This window comes from Bradyrhizobium guangxiense (assembly GCF_004114915.1).
Taxonomy (GTDB): domain Bacteria; phylum Pseudomonadota; class Alphaproteobacteria; order Rhizobiales; family Xanthobacteraceae; genus Bradyrhizobium; species Bradyrhizobium guangxiense.
In genome coordinates this window covers 4,538,190-4,553,236 of record NZ_CP022219.1, presented here as the reverse complement: position 1 = coordinate 4,553,236, position 15,047 = coordinate 4,538,190, and the positions used below count along the sequence as shown (strand labels likewise).

Annotated in this window: 14 protein-coding genes; 9 read left to right on the top strand and 5 right to left on the bottom strand. The window is 64.5% G+C overall.

Annotated features, from left to right (window positions below):
- Positions 1–71 precede the first annotated feature (71 nt).
- Positions 72–1,190 (top strand): cobalamin-independent methionine synthase II family protein, encoded by a 1,119-nt coding sequence (locus tag X268_RS21825; protein WP_128926824.1) that lies wholly within the window; start codon positions 72–74, stop codon positions 1,188–1,190.
- Positions 1,191–1,296: 106 nt separating this feature from the next.
- On the opposite strand, the gene X268_RS21820 is transcribed toward X268_RS21825, so the two are convergent.
- The gene (locus X268_RS21820) at positions 1,297–3,015 is read right to left on the bottom strand and encodes a caspase family protein (protein ID WP_128926823.1); all 1,719 of its coding nucleotides are present in this window, start codon (positions 3,013–3,015) and stop codon (positions 1,297–1,299) included.
- Between the two features lie 173 nt (positions 3,016–3,188).
- On the opposite strand from X268_RS21820, the gene X268_RS21815 reads away from it, so the two are divergent.
- From X268_RS21815 to X268_RS21800, 4 genes are all read left to right on the top strand, one after another.
- Complete coding sequence (locus X268_RS21815) at positions 3,189–4,544, top strand: hypothetical protein (protein ID WP_128926822.1); 1,356 nt, start codon at positions 3,189–3,191, stop codon at positions 4,542–4,544.
- Positions 4,545–4,604: 60 nt separating this feature from the next.
- Positions 4,605–5,801, top strand: coding sequence for a methionine adenosyltransferase (metK, locus tag X268_RS21810; RefSeq protein WP_128926821.1), 1,197 nt, complete (start codon positions 4,605–4,607; stop codon positions 5,799–5,801).
- Between the two features lie 124 nt (positions 5,802–5,925).
- Positions 5,926–7,347, top strand: a complete 1,422-nt coding sequence (ahcY, locus tag X268_RS21805; protein ID WP_092300482.1) for an adenosylhomocysteinase — start codon at positions 5,926–5,928, stop codon at positions 7,345–7,347.
- Between the two features lie 160 nt (positions 7,348–7,507).
- Entirely contained in the window at positions 7,508–8,968 is a 1,461-nt protein-coding gene (locus tag X268_RS21800) for a flavin-containing monooxygenase (RefSeq protein ID WP_128926820.1), read from the top strand.
- 20 nt (positions 8,969–8,988) lie between these two features.
- Here the strand turns inward: X268_RS21800 and X268_RS21795 are convergent, their stop codons facing one another.
- From X268_RS21795 to X268_RS21785, 3 genes are read right to left on the bottom strand one after another with little or no spacing between them, the layout of a single operon-like run.
- Entirely contained in the window at positions 8,989–10,221 is a 1,233-nt protein-coding gene (locus tag X268_RS21795; RefSeq protein ID WP_128926819.1) for a YbfB/YjiJ family MFS transporter, read from the bottom strand.
- 30 nt (positions 10,222–10,251) lie between these two features.
- Positions 10,252–10,488 (bottom strand): tautomerase family protein, encoded by a 237-nt coding sequence (locus tag X268_RS21790; RefSeq protein ID WP_128926818.1) that lies wholly within the window; start codon positions 10,486–10,488, stop codon positions 10,252–10,254.
- A gap of 15 nt (positions 10,489–10,503) precedes the next feature.
- On the bottom strand, positions 10,504–11,214 hold the full coding sequence (locus tag X268_RS21785; RefSeq protein ID WP_128926817.1) for an SDR family NAD(P)-dependent oxidoreductase: 711 nt from the start codon (positions 11,212–11,214) through the stop codon (positions 10,504–10,506).
- A gap of 204 nt (positions 11,215–11,418) precedes the next feature.
- Here X268_RS21785 and X268_RS21780 point away from each other — a divergent pair, with 204 nt between their 5' ends.
- The 4 genes from X268_RS21780 to X268_RS21770 all read left to right on the top strand — a co-directional run bounded on the left by X268_RS21780 (position 11,419) and on the right by X268_RS21770 (position 14,280).
- Positions 11,419–12,342 (top strand): LysR family transcriptional regulator, encoded by a 924-nt coding sequence (locus tag X268_RS21780; RefSeq protein WP_128926816.1) that lies wholly within the window; start codon positions 11,419–11,421, stop codon positions 12,340–12,342.
- Between the two features lie 239 nt (positions 12,343–12,581).
- The gene (locus X268_RS39590) at positions 12,582–12,737 is read left to right on the top strand and encodes a hypothetical protein (protein ID WP_014493894.1); all 156 of its coding nucleotides are present in this window, start codon (positions 12,582–12,584) and stop codon (positions 12,735–12,737) included.
- 141 nt (positions 12,738–12,878) lie between these two features.
- The gene (locus tag X268_RS21775; RefSeq protein WP_128926815.1) at positions 12,879–13,808 is read left to right on the top strand and encodes an aspartyl/asparaginyl beta-hydroxylase domain-containing protein; all 930 of its coding nucleotides are present in this window, start codon (positions 12,879–12,881) and stop codon (positions 13,806–13,808) included.
- 13 nt (positions 13,809–13,821) lie between these two features.
- Positions 13,822–14,280, top strand: coding sequence for a YybH family protein (locus X268_RS21770; RefSeq protein WP_164937856.1), 459 nt, complete (start codon positions 13,822–13,824; stop codon positions 14,278–14,280).
- A 64-nt stretch (positions 14,281–14,344) separates the two neighbouring features.
- Here X268_RS21770 and X268_RS21765 read toward each other — a convergent pair whose 3' ends face one another.
- Positions 14,345–15,046: a fumarylacetoacetate hydrolase family protein gene (locus X268_RS21765; protein WP_128926813.1), complete on the bottom strand. Its 702-nt coding sequence runs from the start codon at positions 15,044–15,046 to the stop codon at positions 14,345–14,347.
- Position 15,047 lies beyond the last annotated feature (1 nt).

Below are 15,047 nucleotides of genomic sequence, written 5' to 3'. Positions count from 1 at the left end.
GCGTTTTCTTCGCGCGAACCGGTCGCCGCTTCGCTTGAAAACGCTATAGAAAATATCCTCGGGAGTAACAAATGCAGCGAACCAAAGCCCCCTTCCGCGCCGACGAGGTCGGCAGCCTCCTGCGACCTGCCAAAATCAAGGAAGCCCGCAACCGGCTCGAGAAGGGCGAGATCTCAGCCGACGATCTACGCAAGATCGAGGACATGGAGATCGAGAAGGTCGTGCACAAGCAGGCCTCGATCGGCCTGAAGCTCGCGACCGACGGCGAATTCCGCCGCTCCTGGTGGCACTTCGACTTCCTGGCCAAGCTCACCGGCTGCGAGCTGTTCCACCCCGACACCGGCATCCAGTTCGCGGGCGTGCAGACCCGTCACGATGCTGTGCGGGTGATCGACAAGCTCGACTTCCCCGCCGACCACCCGATGCTCGACCACTTCCGCTTCCTGAAGAAGTACGCCGACCAGGCTCATGTCACCGCCAAGATGACGATTCCCTCGCCGGCGGTGCTGCACTTCCGCGGCGGCCGCAAGTCGATCTCCAAGGACGTCTATCCTGATCTTGAGGCGTTCTACGAGGACCTCGGCAAGACCTATCGCAAGGCGGTGAAGGCGTTCTACGACGCCGGCTGTCGCTATCTCCAGTTCGACGACACGGTTTGGGCCTATCTCTGCTCGCAGGACGAATTGCAGAAGGCGCGCGAGCGCGGCGACAATCCGGACGGTCTCCAGCAGATCTATGCGCGCATCATCAACTACGCGCTGGCCGAGAAGCCCGCCGACATGGTGGTGACGACCCATGTCTGCCGCGGCAATTTCCGCTCGACCTGGATTTCTTCGGGCGGCTACGAGCCCGTTGCCGAAACCATGCTCGCCGGCACCAATTACGACGGCTACTTCCTCGAATACGACAGCGACCGCGCCGGCGGCTTCGAGCCGCTGCGCTTCCTGCCCAAGGGCAACAAGGTCGTCGTGGTCGGCGTCATCACCTCGAAGTTCGGCGAGCTGGAGAAGAAGGACGACATCAAGCGCCGTCTGGAGGAAGCCGCCAAGTTCGCACCGCTGGAGCAGCTCGCGCTCTCCCCGCAATGCGGCTTTGCTTCGACGGAGGAGGGCAACATCCTCTCCGAGGAAGAGCAGTGGGCCAAGCTCAGCCTTGCCGTCGAGATCGCGAAGGAAGTGTGGGGCAATTGAGGTCAAGTGTCATTCCGGGGCGATGCGAAGCATCGAAACCGGAATCTCGAGATCCCGGGTCTGGTGCTTGCGCACCATCCCGGGATGACGAGCCGTAAACGCGTCGTCACTTCTCCGCCAGGTAGACCTCGCCCAGCAGCGAGGAATTCGACCACGGCACCTGCTTGTTCTTGGTGCTCGACACCACTTCCGCCCGCACCCGCGTCAGCATCTGCTGCACTTCCAGCCCCGGCGTGCCGATATGGCGGGAGAGGGCGGCGGAGAACGGCGAGTTCGCGCCTTCCCCGTCGAGTGCGACCTGCCCTGGCGCGGTTGCGAAGGCGATCAGCGTGCCGGCGCCCAGCGTCGCGCCGCTACCGAGGCTCGTCGGTGCCGCGAGACCGGAGGCGCCTTCAATGGCGCGATTGGTGCCGGCGGATGCGACCTGCTGCGCCATTGGATTGTTGCGGCAGGCATCGAAGATCAGGATGTTGGTGCGAACCTGGTCGTCGAGCCCGGCCATGATCGTGTCCATGTCGATCATCGCCGCGGTCATGGCCGTGCCCGGCTTGAGCTCGACGTCGACGGGAATGAGATAGTTGCGGCCGTCCACCTGCACGCCATGGCCGGCATAATAGACCACGGCAATCTGCGCCCGCGCCGCCTCGCGCAAGAACTCGCGCGTCATTCTCTGCATCGCGGCACGATCGAGATCGATGCCCTCGGCGACGGTGAAGCCGATGTCGCGCAGGCTCTTGGCGACGGCGCGCGCATCGTTGGCCGGATTGGGCAGCGCCTTGACATGCGCGTAGGCGCCGTTGCCGACCACCAGCGCCATGCGCGTGCCGCGAATGGCCGGAGCAGGCGAGGGCGCGGGCGTCGCGCCGGTCTGCTGCGGAGCAGGGGCGGAGGTCGGCTGCGTCGTCGGTGAGGGCGCATCGCGCGGGGGCGGCGCGGCCGGCTCCGTTACCAGCGACAACCGCACCCTGGCGGTGGCCTGATTGGCCTTGCTGCCGGCATCCGACGCCGTGATGGCCAGCGTCGCCCTGTAATCGTCAGTTGCGTGCGCATAGTCGCCCTTGGCCTCATAGGCGAGCGCGCGATGGATGTAGCCGGAGATCAGCACGCTGTTCGGCGGCGTCATGATGTTGACCGGCGGCTTGTCCTTGGCGAGGCGGATCGCCTCGGTGCCGTCGGCGATGGCGCGATCGAGATCGCCCCTGGCGCGCCAGATCGCGGTGCGGTTGATCAGCGGCTGCGGCAGCGAGGGATCGAGCCGGATCGCCTGGTTGATGTCGGAGAGCGCGCCGTCGAGATCGCCGAGTGCCTCTTTCGAGAGGCCGCGATTCTGGAACGAGAATGCCGATTTCGGATCGGCCTTGATCGCCATGTCGTAGTCGGCAATGGCCTTGGCGTAGTCTTGCTTGCCGCGCCAGGCGTTGCCCCGGTTGTGGAAGATGGTGCCGCTGGGCGGCCCGAGCTTCAGCGCGTCGTCGAAATCGCTGATCGCGATCTCGTACTCGCCCTTGTCGTAATAGGCCGACCCCCTGAGATTGTAGGCCGCCTGGCTCGGCTGCAGCCGGATCGCTTCGGTGGCATCAGCGATGACCTTCGAATAGTCGCCCTTCTTGTTCCAGCCCACTGCGCGCCAGAAATGGATCGTCGCCAGCTGCTCGCCTCGAAACACCTTCAACGCGATGATCTTGTTGCAGGCATCGATCATCTTGTCCGCCGGCGTCGTATCGGTGGTGCAGAGCGGCCCAAGCTGATTGCGGGCCTGCGCCAGCGCGGGCGCGGACCACAGGGTTGCGGCGAGCAGACTGAGCGCGACGAACAGGCGGCGCATGGCGATGGTCCCCATCGGAGGAAGAGCGCCTGTTTGTTGCCCGGCAGAGTGGAAGGGTTCACGGCCGGTGGTGGCACGAATGGCGGAGGAGATGCCTCGATCCGCTATTCCCTTGGTGGGCAGATTTTGCTACGAGGGGCAGTCCCACCCGTCCTGCCCACTGCGTCCCACTCATGAAGAATGACGAAATCCTGAGCCAGATCACGGAGTTCTGCCGCAAGGCGGACATGGCGGAATCGACGTTCGGTCGGCGCGCGGTGAACGATGGGAAGCTGGTGCACCGCCTGCGCGAGGGCAAGCGCATCACCATCGACACGCTGGAGCGGATCCAGGCCTATATGGCGGCCTCGATGGCCGGCGGCGTGCCGCCGCCGCGGGGGCTTCAGGTGCCGCCCGAGAAGCGCGATCCGCGCGGCAATTTCCGCTTCTTCGAGAACCGCCAGAAATACCTGCTGTTCGTCCACACCTGCAGCGAGAAGCGGGTGATCGCCGACAGGGTCGCGCTGGAGCTCGCCTCGATCCATCCGCGCCCGCCTGCCCTGCGCATGTTCGACGCCGGCGTCGGCGACGGCACGGTGCTGGCGCGGGTGCTGCGCGCGACGCACCAGCGCTTTCCGCACATGCCGTTCTACGTCGCCGGCAAGGAGCTCAGCCTGGAGGATTTGCGCCTGACGCTGGAGAAGGTGCCGGATCGCATTTTCGAGCATCCGGCGTCGGTGTTTGTCTTCACCAACATGTTCTACTCGGAGGCGCCCTGGCTCACGCCGGCATCGCCAGCGGCGGCGGCTGCGACCGTCTGGCACGAGGTCCCGCTGCGGGGCGCCTCGTCGGGCGAGTTCGAGCAGCAGATCGCAGGGCTTCGGCCGTTCCTGGAGCAGAACTGGCGCGCCGCGATCAGCCCGCGCACCGCCATGCCGCTGTATGAGCGGCCGGTGGTTCTGGTGCTGTATCGCGAGGACCAAAGGTTCCTGCTGGATGCGACCATTCCGCGGCCGGGCCAGACCGAAGCCAATTTCGACCTCGTCATCGCGTCCCAGCCCTACCGCGCCCTGTCCTCGGTCAACTTCCGCGCCAAGCGGATCATCGCCCCCCTGGCGCGCGCGCTTCGGCCGGGCGGGCGCTTGATCGGTATTCACTCCCATGGGCAGGATCCGGGCATGGAAATGATCCAGGCGATCTGGCCTGGAGAAAATCCTTTCGCGGTGAGCCGTCATGAGCTATTGCGCGCCGTTAAGTATGAACTCGGTTCGGTGGGCCGCGACTTAAATTTTAACGCCTATGCAGATAACCGCTCGATCTTCAGGTATGATATGGAAGCGCTGCCCAACGAGGTAACCGGGACGATCGGAACCTCGACGGCCTTTGCAGCGTGGAATGCGGCGGTGTATGTCGCTCAGATTGAGGACGACCGGTTGATAGAAATGACTCAAAACGGCCGCACTCTGGATGCCGCCAGGGACGTGCTGCGAAAGTACAATGGGCTCTGGTTTCTCGACGAATCCTACGTCATCTCGCGTCGGCGTGATTGACATCATCAAAAGTAAACATCGCAAACGCCCGCCGGCTAGCGGCGGAACAAGGGGTTACTGATGCGCGCGTCCTATCTCTTCACCAGCGAGTCCGTGTCCGAAGGGCACCCGGACAAGGTCTGTGACCGGATCTCCGACGAGATCGTCGATCTGTTCTACCGCGAAGGGCCGAAGGCCGGCATCGACCCCTGGCAGATCCGCGCTGCCTGCGAGACGCTCGCGACCACCAACAAGGTGGTGATCGCCGGCGAGACCCGTGGTCCGAAGTCGGTCACCAACGAGCAGATCGAGGGCGTCGTCCGCGGCGCGATCAAGGACATCGGCTACGAGCAGGAAGGCTTCCACTGGAAGACCTGCGACATCGAGATCCTCTTGCATCCGCAGTCGGCCGACATCGCCCAGGGCGTCGATGCGCTGCAGCCGGGAGAGGTCAAGGAAGAGGGTGCGGGCGACCAGGGCATCATGTTCGGTTATGCCACCAACGAGACGCCCGATCTGATGCCGGCGCCGATCTTCTATGCCCACAAGATCCTGCGTCTGATCTCCGAAGCGCGTCACTCCGGAAAGGAGAAGGTGCTCGGTCCGGACTCCAAGAGCCAGGTCACCGTGCAGTACGAGAACGGCAAGCCGGTCGGCGTGCGCGAGATCGTGGTCTCCCACCAGCATCTGATCGAGGACATCTCGTCCAAGCAGATTCGCGACATCGTCGAGCCTTATGTTCGCGAGGCGCTGCCGAAGGACTGGATCACGTCGAAGACGATCTGGCACATCAACCCGACCGGCAAGTTCTTCATCGGTGGTCCCGACGGCGACTCCGGCCTGACCGGCCGTAAGATCATCGTCGACACCTATGGCGGTGCGGCCCCGCATGGCGGCGGCGCGTTCTCCGGCAAGGATCCGACCAAGGTCGACCGTTCGGCGGCCTATGCCGCGCGCTACGTCGCCAAGAACATCGTTGCCGCCGGTCTGGCCGACCGCTGCACGCTGCAGCTCGCCTACGCCATCGGCGTGGCGCGTCCGCTGTCGATCTACATCGACACCCACGGAACCGGTAAGGTGCCGGAGGAGGAGCTCGAGAAGGCGGCGGCGCAGGCGATGGATCTGACGCCCCGCGGCATCCGCACCCATCTCGACCTCAACCGCCCGATCTACGCGCGCACCGCGGCCTACGGCCATTTCGGTCGCACGCCCGACAATGAGGGCGGCTTCTCCTGGGAGAAGACCGACCTCGTCGAGCAGCTCAAGCGCGCGCTCTGATTCACTTGCGTCGTTCCGGGGCGCCGCAACCGCGGCGAACCCGGAATTTCGCACCTTGCCGATTCCGGGTTCGCTGGTTTCACGAGCGCCTCGGAATGACGAGCCAAACAAACAGGAACCTCTCATGAACGCGAAGCCCGGCTTCACCGATTACATCGTCAAGGACATTTCGCTCGCCGATTTCGGCCGCAAGGAGCTCTCGCTGGCCGAGACCGAGATGCCCGGCCTGATGGCCACCCGCGAGGAGTACGGCCCGAAGCAGCCGCTGAAGGGCGCCCGCATCGCCGGCTCGCTGCACATGACGATCCAGACCGGCGTGCTGATCGAGACGCTGGCCGCGCTCGGCGCCGACATCCGCTGGGTCTCCTGCAACATTTATTCGACGCAGGATCACGCTGCCGCCGCGATCGCGGCCGCCGGCATTCCCGTCTTTGCCGTCAAGGGCGAGACGCTGACCGAGTACTGGGACTACACCGCAAAGCTGTTCGACTGGCACGGCGGCGGTCACCCGAACATGATCCTCGACGACGGTGGTGACGCCACCATGTACGTCCATCTCGGCCTTCGCGCCGAGAACGGCGACGCCGCCTTCCTGGACAAGCCCGGCTCCGAGGAAGAGGAAGTCTTCTTCGCGCTTCTGAAGAAGCAGCTCAAGGAGAAGCCGAAGGGCTACTTCGCCGGGATCGCCAAGAGCATCAAGGGCGTTTCCGAGGAGACCACGACGGGCGTGCATCGTCTCTACGACATGCAGAAGGCAGGCACGCTGCTGTGGCCGGCCATCAACGTCAACGACAGCGTCACCAAGTCGAAGTTCGACAACCTCTATGGCTGCCGTGAATCGCTGGTCGACGGCATCCGCCGCGGCACCGACGTGATGCTGTCCGGCAAGGTCGCGATGGTCGCCGGCTTCGGCGACGTCGGCAAGGGCTCGGCCGCCTCGCTGCGCCAGGCCGGCTGCCGCGTCATGGTGTCGGAGGTCGATCCGATCTGCGCGCTGCAGGCCGCGATGGAAGGCTACGAGGTCGTGACCATGGAAGACGCCGCGCCCCGCGCCGACATCTTCGTCACCGCCACTGGCAACAAGGACATCATCACCATCGAGCACATGCGCGCGATGAAGGATCGCGCCATCGTCTGCAACATCGGCCACTTCGACAACGAGATCCAGATCGCCGCGCTGCGCAATCTGAAGTGGACCAACATCAAGCCGCAGGTGGATGAGATCGAATTCCCCGACAAGCACCGCATCATCATGCTGTCGGAGGGCCGCCTCGTGAACCTCGGCAATGCGATGGGCCACCCGTCCTTCGTGATGTCGGCGTCCTTCACCAACCAGACACTGGCGCAGATCGAGCTGTTCGCCAACAACAAGGACGGCAAGTACGAGAAGAAGGTCTACGTGCTGCCGAAGACGCTCGACGAGAAGGTCGCCCGCCTGCACCTCGCCAAGATCGGCGTCAAGCTCACCGAGCTGCGCAAGGACCAGGCCGACTACATCGGCGTGAAGCAGGAAGGCCCGTACAAGAGCGACCACTACCGCTACTGATCCGCCGGTCCGATCGACCATCGACGCGAAGCCCCGGAGCGATCCGGGGCTTCGTTGTTTCGGCACATGGAATTCAACTCGCTTTACGGTTGCTGCCCGCCCGATTGCCGATTGACGGCCAGCAGCGGCGGGCGGACAATCCGTCCTGGCGGAGGAAACCATGCAACAAGAACATTTCGACGTGCTGATCGTCGGTGCCGGCCTGTCCGGCGTCGGTGCGGGCTATCATCTGCAGACCAGGTGTCCGACCAAGAGCTACGTCATCCTGGAGGGACGCGACTGCATCGGCGGCACCTGGGACCTGTTTCGCTATCCCGGCATCCGCTCCGACAGCGACATGTTCACGCTCGGCTATTCCTTCAAGCCGTGGACCGACCCGAAGGCGATCGCGGACGGGCCGCAGATACTGAATTATGTGCGCGAGACCGCCAGCGAGAATGGCATCGATAGGCACATCCGTTTCCGCCATCGCGTCAAGCGCGCGGCGTGGTCGACGCCGGATGCGCGCTGGACGGTCGAGGCCGAGCGCATCACGGGCGAGGGCGCGACCGAGCTGGTGCGCTTCACCTGCAATTTCCTGTTCATGTGCTCGGGCTATTACAAATATGAGGCGGGCTACACGCCGGAGTTCAAGGGCGCCGGTGATTTCGCAGGCCGCATCGTGCATCCGCAGAAATGGACCGAGGACATCGACTATGCGGGAAAACGCGTCGTCGTGATCGGCTCGGGCGCGACCGCGGTGACGCTGGTGCCGGAGCTCGCCAAGAAGGCGGCGCAGGTCACCATGCTGCAGCGCTCGCCGACCTATGTGGTGTCGCGGCCGGCGCAGGATCCCGTCGCCAACAAATTGCGCCGCAACCTGCCGGCGCGGCTGGCCTATCATCTGATCCGCTGGCGCAACGTGATGTGGGGGATGTTCTTCTTCCAGCTCAGCCGACGTCGGCCAGCGAAGGTGAAGGACCTCATCCTCAAGGGCGTCCAGATGGCGCTCGGTCCGGACTATGACGTGGCGACCCATTTCACGCCGCGCTACAATCCCTGGGATCAGCGGCTGTGCCTGGTGCCCGACGGCGACCTGTTCAAGGCAATCCGCGAGCAGCGCGCCAGCGTCGTCACCAGCGAGATCGACACCTTCACGCATGACGGCATCCGCCTGAAGCACGGCCGGGAGCTCTCGGCCGACATCATCGTGACGGCAACAGGGCTGGTGCTTCAGGTGGTCGGCGGTCTCGAGGTCCGCGTCGACGGCCGCACTGTCGATTTCGCCAACACGCTGACCTACAAGGGAATGATGTATGCCGACGTGCCGAACATGGCCTCGGCCTTCGGCTACACCAATGCGTCCTGGACGCTGAAATGCGACCTCACCTGCGAATATGTGTGCCGGCTCATCAACTACATGGACCGGCACAATTTCCGCCAATGCATGCCGCACAATGACGACCCCGAGATCACCGCGCAGCCGTCGCTCGATTTCACCTCGGGCTATGTGCAGCGCTCGGTCGCCAAAATGCCTAAGCAGGGCTCTAAGCGGCCGTGGCGGCTGTACCAGAACTACGCGCTCGACATCGTCTCGTTGCGCTTCGGCCGGATCGACGACGGCGTGATGCAGTATTCCTGATCGCGCCGCCGGCCTGAGGTCTAAGCCTTGCGCATGGTCAGCGCGAGACCGAGGTCGATCGCGAGCGCAAGCACCACGGCGCCGCCGCCGAGTCCGAACAGCACCAGATAGTCGCCGCCGGTCTGAGCGTAGATCCAGGAGAAGCCGTAAGCGGCGGCTGCCTGGAACAGCGCAAAGCTGGTGGTGGCGTGGCTCCATATCGCGCGCTGCTGCTCCGTCGCATGCGGCACGAGCTCGTGGATGCGCCCGAGCACCAGCGGAACGATGCCCGGCGTGAAGCTGCCGACCACGACGCTCGATACGATCAGCGAGAGCGGCGCGGCGCTGACGGTCGGCAGCAGCACGGCCGCCGCCTCGACCAGGAACGCCGCCCGCAACGCCGGCCCGAAGCCCGAGCGATCACCGACATGGCCGGTGACGAGCGGACCGACGATGGCGCCGAGGCCGTACAGCACCCAATAGCGCGATCCCGCAGCGATGCCCTGGCCAAGGCCACGCGCGACGAAATCGACGATGAAGACCATGTGCGGCACCAGCGCCACCGCGTTGAGGCCATACTGGACCAGCAGCGCGCGGGCCGCCGTCGAGGCGCGATGGTGCTTCCCTTGATGCGGAGAAGGCGCAGCATCACCTTTCGCTTCGGTCGGCCAATTCCACCAGCTCGCGAACGTGAGCAGAGCGGATAGGGCCCCCAGGCCATACCAGGCCTGTTGCAAGCCCTGCTGCAGCAGCAACGGCACCAGCGTGCCCGAGGCGGCGACGCCGAGGCCGACCCCGGCAAAGATCACCCCGCCGACAATGCCGCGCCGCGCGGGTGAAGTGTGCGGCAGGATGACGGAGGCTGCCAGCACCATGATGATGCCGCCGGTGAGGCCAGACAGAAAGCGCCAGGCAAAGAACCAGGTGAACGACACTGGTACCGAGCTTGCGAAGAAAGAAAGGGTGGCGAGCAGCATCATGGCCCGTAGTGCACGGACCGCGCCGGTCCAGGCGGCTGCCGTGCGGGCCGCGAGCGCGCCGGCCAGATAGCCGGCGAGGTTCGCTGCGCCGAGATAGACCACGTCGGACGCGCTGAACCATTTGGCCGCGATCAGGGCGGGGATCAGCGGTGTGTAGGAAAAGCGGGCAAGGCCGAGTCCGACCAGCGATGCGGACAAGCCCGCCACCGCATAGCGCCAGGTTGCCTGCGATGTTGATCCCGGCTGCGGATGCAGCCGGGTCTCCAGATGTTGCTTGGTATCTGCTTTGGTCATGTCATCCTCCTGCGCGTAACGGCGCTCGGATCATCCTGTCTGGCTGGCGCGGCGGCGCCGGAATTCCTGCACGGGCAGGCCGCCCCATCCCCAATTGTCGGTGTCGACTTCCTCGATCACGACGAAGGTGGCCTCGAGCGGCTTGCCGAGAACGTCGCGCAGGAGTTCGCTCGATCCCTTGATCAGCGCCGCCTTCTCCTCCGCGGTAACCGACGCCGCTCCCGGCGTCGTTCCCTCGCGGGTCACTTGAATGGTGACGATGGGCATGATGCTTCTCCGCGGTCAGTGGCCGGCGCTCTGGCCGCCGTCGACATGCAGGATCTCGCCGGTGACGAACGAGGCGCCCTCGAGATAGAGCACGGCATCGACGATGTCGGACATCTCGCCCATGTGGCCCACCGGATGCATGGCGCCGTACTGCGCATGCGTCGCGACCGGGTGCATCGGCGACTTGATGATGCCGGGCGCCACAGCGTTCACGCGGATGCCGCGCCTCGCGTATTCGATCGCAAGCGATCTGGTCGCGGCGTTCAGCCCACCCTTGCTCAGCGAGGCCAGCACCGAAGGCACGTTCGAATTGGCGTGGTCGACCAGTGTGGTCGTGATCTGGACCACGTGGCCGGAGCCCTGCCTCTCCATCTCGGCGATGGCGAGCTGGGTGATGTGGAAGAAGCCGGCGACGTTGGTGCCCATCACCGCCGCATAGTCTTCGTCCGTGTACTGGGTGAACGACTTTGCGACGAAGATGCCGGCATTGTTGACCAGCGTGTCGACACGGCCGAAGCGGGCGATGGCCTGCGAGACCACGCGCTCGGCGGTGGCCCGGTCGGCGATGTCGCCGGCAATGGCGAGGACGTCTTCGTCGCTTGACGGCTTGACGGAGCGCGCCGTTGCGACGACGCGGTAGTTGCGATCGCGAAAACCCTGGACCAGGGCGGCGCCAATACCCTGTGATGCACCGGTGACGATGGCGACCTTCTGCTCGATACCCATGATGGGCTCCTGTTGTTGGCTTTCAGAACCTGCGCCAGCGGTGGCTGGCTTCGGCAATGAGGTACGCTGCGCCGCCCCGGCTGCGAATATGCGCTGCCCGGCAGACATTCTTTCGCGGCGCGAACGAATGCCGGATCGACAGTTGTCGCGGCGTGGCCGAACGCCTAGCCTTCGGCTGGAGCCCTGGGGGACGGCGGGAAGCACATGGATCGTCTGGATGCGATGAAAGTATTCGTGCTTGCGGTGGACGAGGGGAGCCTCGCTGCCGCGGGCCGCAAGCTCGGCCGTTCGCCGGCAGCGGTCAGCCGCGCCATCGCCTTTCTGGAGGAGCGCGTCGGCGCCGAGCTGCTGCACCGGACGACACGCGCGATCAAGCTGAGCGAGGAGGGCGAGCGCTATGTCGTGATCTGCCGGCGCGTGCTCACCGAGCTGGAGGAGGCCGACGACATCGCGGCCGGACCGCGCTCCGCGCCGCGCGGTCTGCTCGCGATCACTGCGCCCGTGGTGTCGGGTGAGATGGTGCTGCGGCCGATCCTCGATGCGTTTCTCGATGCCTATCCGACGGTGTCGGCGAAGCTGTTGCTGTTCGATCGCGCGGTCAATCTGGTCGAGGAGGGGGTCGATATCGCGCTTCGCATCGGCCCTCTCGCGGATTCGGCGATGGTGGCGATGCGGGTCGGCGAGATCAGCCGCGTTGTCGTCGCATCTCCGCGCTATCTGAAGCAGCATCCGCGCATCGCCGAGCCCGGCGATCTCGCCAAGCACCAGATCGTGGCGATGGCGCACCTTCCCAATTCCTGGACCTTTGCGCCGCAGGCCGGCTCATCTGCAGCCCGCACGGTGCAGTTCACGCCTCGGCTTGTCGTCAACAGCACTTATGCGGCCGTGGCCTCTGCGGTCGCCGGGCGCGGCGTGGCGCGGATGTATTCGTATCAGGTGGCCGAGCAGGTCGCGCGTGGCGAGCTCGAGATCGTGCTTGCCGGCGACAAGGATCCGGAGATGCCTGCACATCTGATCTGCCCGCAGGGCCGGCTCTCGGTGCCCAAGGTGCGCGCCTTCACCGACTTTGCCGTGCCGCGGCTGAAGAAGCATTTTGCGCAGCTCAAGAAGAGCCTCGCTGCGCACTAGAGCGTTTTCGAGCGAAGTGGACACCGGTTCGCGTGAAGAAAACGCGTCAAAACAAGAATCTGGGGCTTCGGTTCTGATTCAATCAGAACCGAAAATGCCCTCGACATTGCCAATGCGTTGTTTCGCGTATTCGGCCGCCTGACTGAATCGGCGATGGTTCCGTAACGGTTAACGCCGATTTAACGGATGAGTCCTAGCCTGTCTCGGCCGGGGTTACTCGCAAGGCCGAGGTGAGCCCAATGGAAGCCCAGAAGATCGCGGTCGACGCCGTCGTCGCGCTGACTGATTGCGACCGCGACGCCGTGATCGCCTTTATCCGCCGACTCTACCTCGCCGGCGTCACCGATCCCAAGCGCCTGACCTTCAAGGGCCTGCAGGCGCTGTCCCGGGCCTGATTCGGCCGATTTTGGCCGGTTTCGCCCAGTTCCATCCCCTTCGCTCTCCTCGGCGTGATTGCAACCCACCGGTGAATATCTTGCCGCTGGGACCTCCTCGGGCTACACGACACCCCGGCTGGGTCACTTGGGATTGGGGAAATGCTGAAACAGCTTTTTGCGCCGCAACTTGTCATTTTGTATGTGCTTGCGGCCTCGACGATTTACGTTCACTTCCGCGGCAAGCAGCGGCTGCGCTTTGCGCGCCAGCTCGGCGATCACTCGACCTATCTCGCACCCTACAATGTGCTGATGTATGCGGGCTCGGCGGTGCCGAACAGGCCGGTGATCTCGGTCGAGCAGTTTCCGGAACTGAAGCCGTTGAGCGAGAATTGGGAGACCATCCGTGACGAGGCCGTGCGCCTGTTCGACGAAGGTTTTATCCGCGCGGCGGCGAAGAACAACGATTGGGGCTTCTACTCGTTCTTCAAGAGCGGCTGGAAGCGTTTTTACCTGAAATGGTACGACGACTTCCTGCCGTCGGCGAACACGCTGTGCCCGAAGACGGTGGAGCTGCTCAAGTCGATCCCGAGCGTGCATGGTGCGATGTTCGCGATGCTGCCGCCGGGCGGCAAGCTGGGCGCGCATCGTGATCCCTTCGCCGGTTCGCTGCGATATCACCTCGGCCTGGTCACGCCGAACTCGAACAAGTGCCGGATCCTGGTCGACGGCGTCGAATGCGTCTGGCGCGACGGCGAAGCCTTCATGTTCGACGAGACCTTCATCCACAGCGCCGAGAATGCGACCGACGTCAACCGCATCATCCTGTTCTGCGACGTCGAGCGCCCGATGAAGTACGGCTTCATGACTGCGATCAACCGCTGGGTCAGCCATCACATCGTCAAGGCGTCGGCGACGCAGAACGTCGACGGTGAGAATGTCGGCGTGCTCAACAAGGTGTTCGGCAAGCTCTACGAGGTCCATCTCGCCAGCCGCAAGGTGAAGGAGTGGAACCGCAACGTCTACTACACGCTGAAATACTCGCTGACGGTGCTGATCTTGGGCCTGATCGTGTATTCGGCACTGCGGTGATCGGCGCATCGCGATGAGCCCCTTGCCGGTCGCGACGCCAGGGATTGTGGAATTCTTCCATCAATGGCTGGACACTTTCGCGGGCTATGTCCGCGAGGTCGATTACGCCTCGGCGCGGCCACTCTTCCATGCGGACGTGCTCGCCTTCGGCACGCATAACGATGTCATCCCCGGCCTCGATCAATGGGTCAAGACGCAATGGGACAATGTCTGGCCGAAGACGGCCGACTTCCGTTTCGTCCTCGAGCAGACGTCCGTTCTCGCTTCTGCCGACGGCACGATGGTGACCGTGATCGCGCCGTGGACGAGCACGGGCTATCATCCCGATGGCAGCGCGTTCGCGCGTCCCGGCCGGGCGACCATGGTGTTTTCGAGGAATGGCGATGGCTGGCTGTGCGTGCATTCGCACATGTCGCTCAATCGCGGTGTGCCGCAAGCGAGCCACGCCAATCGGCCGGTGAAGGCCTGGTAGCGCGATCGGAATAAAAAAGGCCCCGGTCAGGTCCGGGGCCTTTCAACTGAAATCGTTGGACGGCTTACTCCGGCTGGCCGATCGAGACCTTCAGCGTACCGACGCCGTCGACGCCGCATTCGAGCTTGTCGCCCGGCTGGAGCTGCGACACGCCGGCCGGGGTGCCCGTCATGATGATGTCGCCGGCGGCGAGCTTCACCTGCTGCGAGAGCTGCCAGATGATCTCGGGCACGTTCCAGATCAGCTCGGTGAGGTCGCCCTTCTGAGCTTCCTTGCCGTTGACGGTGAGCCAGATCTTGCCCTTGGCCGGATGGCCGATCTTGGAGGCGGGCTGAATTGCGGAGCACGGAGCGGAGCCGTCGAACGACTTGCCGATCTCCCAGGGGCGCTCCTTCTTGCGCGAGGCGATCTGGAGGTCGCGGCGAGTGAGGTCGATGCCGACGGCGTAGCCGTAGACGTGATCGAGCGCCTTCTCGGCCGGGATGTTGACCCCGCCGCTCTTCATCGCGACGATCAGCTCGACCTCGTGGTGCAGATCCTTGGTCAGCGGCGGATAGGGAATGGTGGCACCATCAGGCACCAGCATGTCGGCGTGCTTGGCGAAGAAGAACGGCGGGGCGCGCTCGTCATTGCCCATCTCGCGGATGTGCTCGAGGTAGTTGCGGCCGACGCACCAGATGCGGCGAACCGGATAGCGGCCGCTTTCCCCGACGACGGGAAGCGAAGCCTGGGGCGGAAGCGGGATGACGTAGGAGGCGGCGTTCATG

Bases quoted from the DNA above. Each gene is read 5' to 3' on its own strand.
- metK (WP_128926821.1), top strand. From the start codon at position 4,605: ATGCGCGCGTCCTATCTCTTCACCAGCGAGTCCGTGTCCGAAGGGCAC.
- X268_RS21790 (WP_128926818.1), bottom strand. From the start codon at position 10,488: ATGCCCATCGTCACCATTCAAGTGACCCGCGAGGGAACGACGCCGGGA.
- X268_RS21780 (WP_128926816.1), top strand. From the start codon at position 11,419: ATGGATCGTCTGGATGCGATGAAAGTATTCGTGCTTGCGGTGGACGAG.
- ahcY (WP_092300482.1), top strand. From the start codon at position 5,926: ATGAACGCGAAGCCCGGCTTCACCGATTACATCGTCAAGGACATTTCG.
- X268_RS21770 (WP_164937856.1), top strand. From the start codon at position 13,822: ATGAGCCCCTTGCCGGTCGCGACGCCAGGGATTGTGGAATTCTTCCAT.
- X268_RS21800 (WP_128926820.1), top strand. From the start codon at position 7,508: ATGCAACAAGAACATTTCGACGTGCTGATCGTCGGTGCCGGCCTGTCC.
- X268_RS21765 (WP_128926813.1), bottom strand. From the start codon at position 15,046: ATGAACGCCGCCTCCTACGTCATCCCGCTTCCGCCCCAGGCTTCGCTT.
- X268_RS21795 (WP_128926819.1), bottom strand. From the start codon at position 10,221: ATGACCAAAGCAGATACCAAGCAACATCTGGAGACCCGGCTGCATCCG.
- X268_RS39590 (WP_014493894.1), top strand. From the start codon at position 12,582: ATGGAAGCCCAGAAGATCGCGGTCGACGCCGTCGTCGCGCTGACTGAT.
- X268_RS21820 (WP_128926823.1), bottom strand. From the start codon at position 3,015: ATGCGCCGCCTGTTCGTCGCGCTCAGTCTGCTCGCCGCAACCCTGTGG.
- X268_RS21775 (WP_128926815.1), top strand. From the start codon at position 12,879: ATGCTGAAACAGCTTTTTGCGCCGCAACTTGTCATTTTGTATGTGCTT.
- X268_RS21815 (WP_128926822.1), top strand. From the start codon at position 3,189: ATGAAGAATGACGAAATCCTGAGCCAGATCACGGAGTTCTGCCGCAAG.
- X268_RS21825 (WP_128926824.1), top strand. From the start codon at position 72: ATGCAGCGAACCAAAGCCCCCTTCCGCGCCGACGAGGTCGGCAGCCTC.
- X268_RS21785 (WP_128926817.1), bottom strand. From the start codon at position 11,214: ATGGGTATCGAGCAGAAGGTCGCCATCGTCACCGGTGCATCACAGGGT.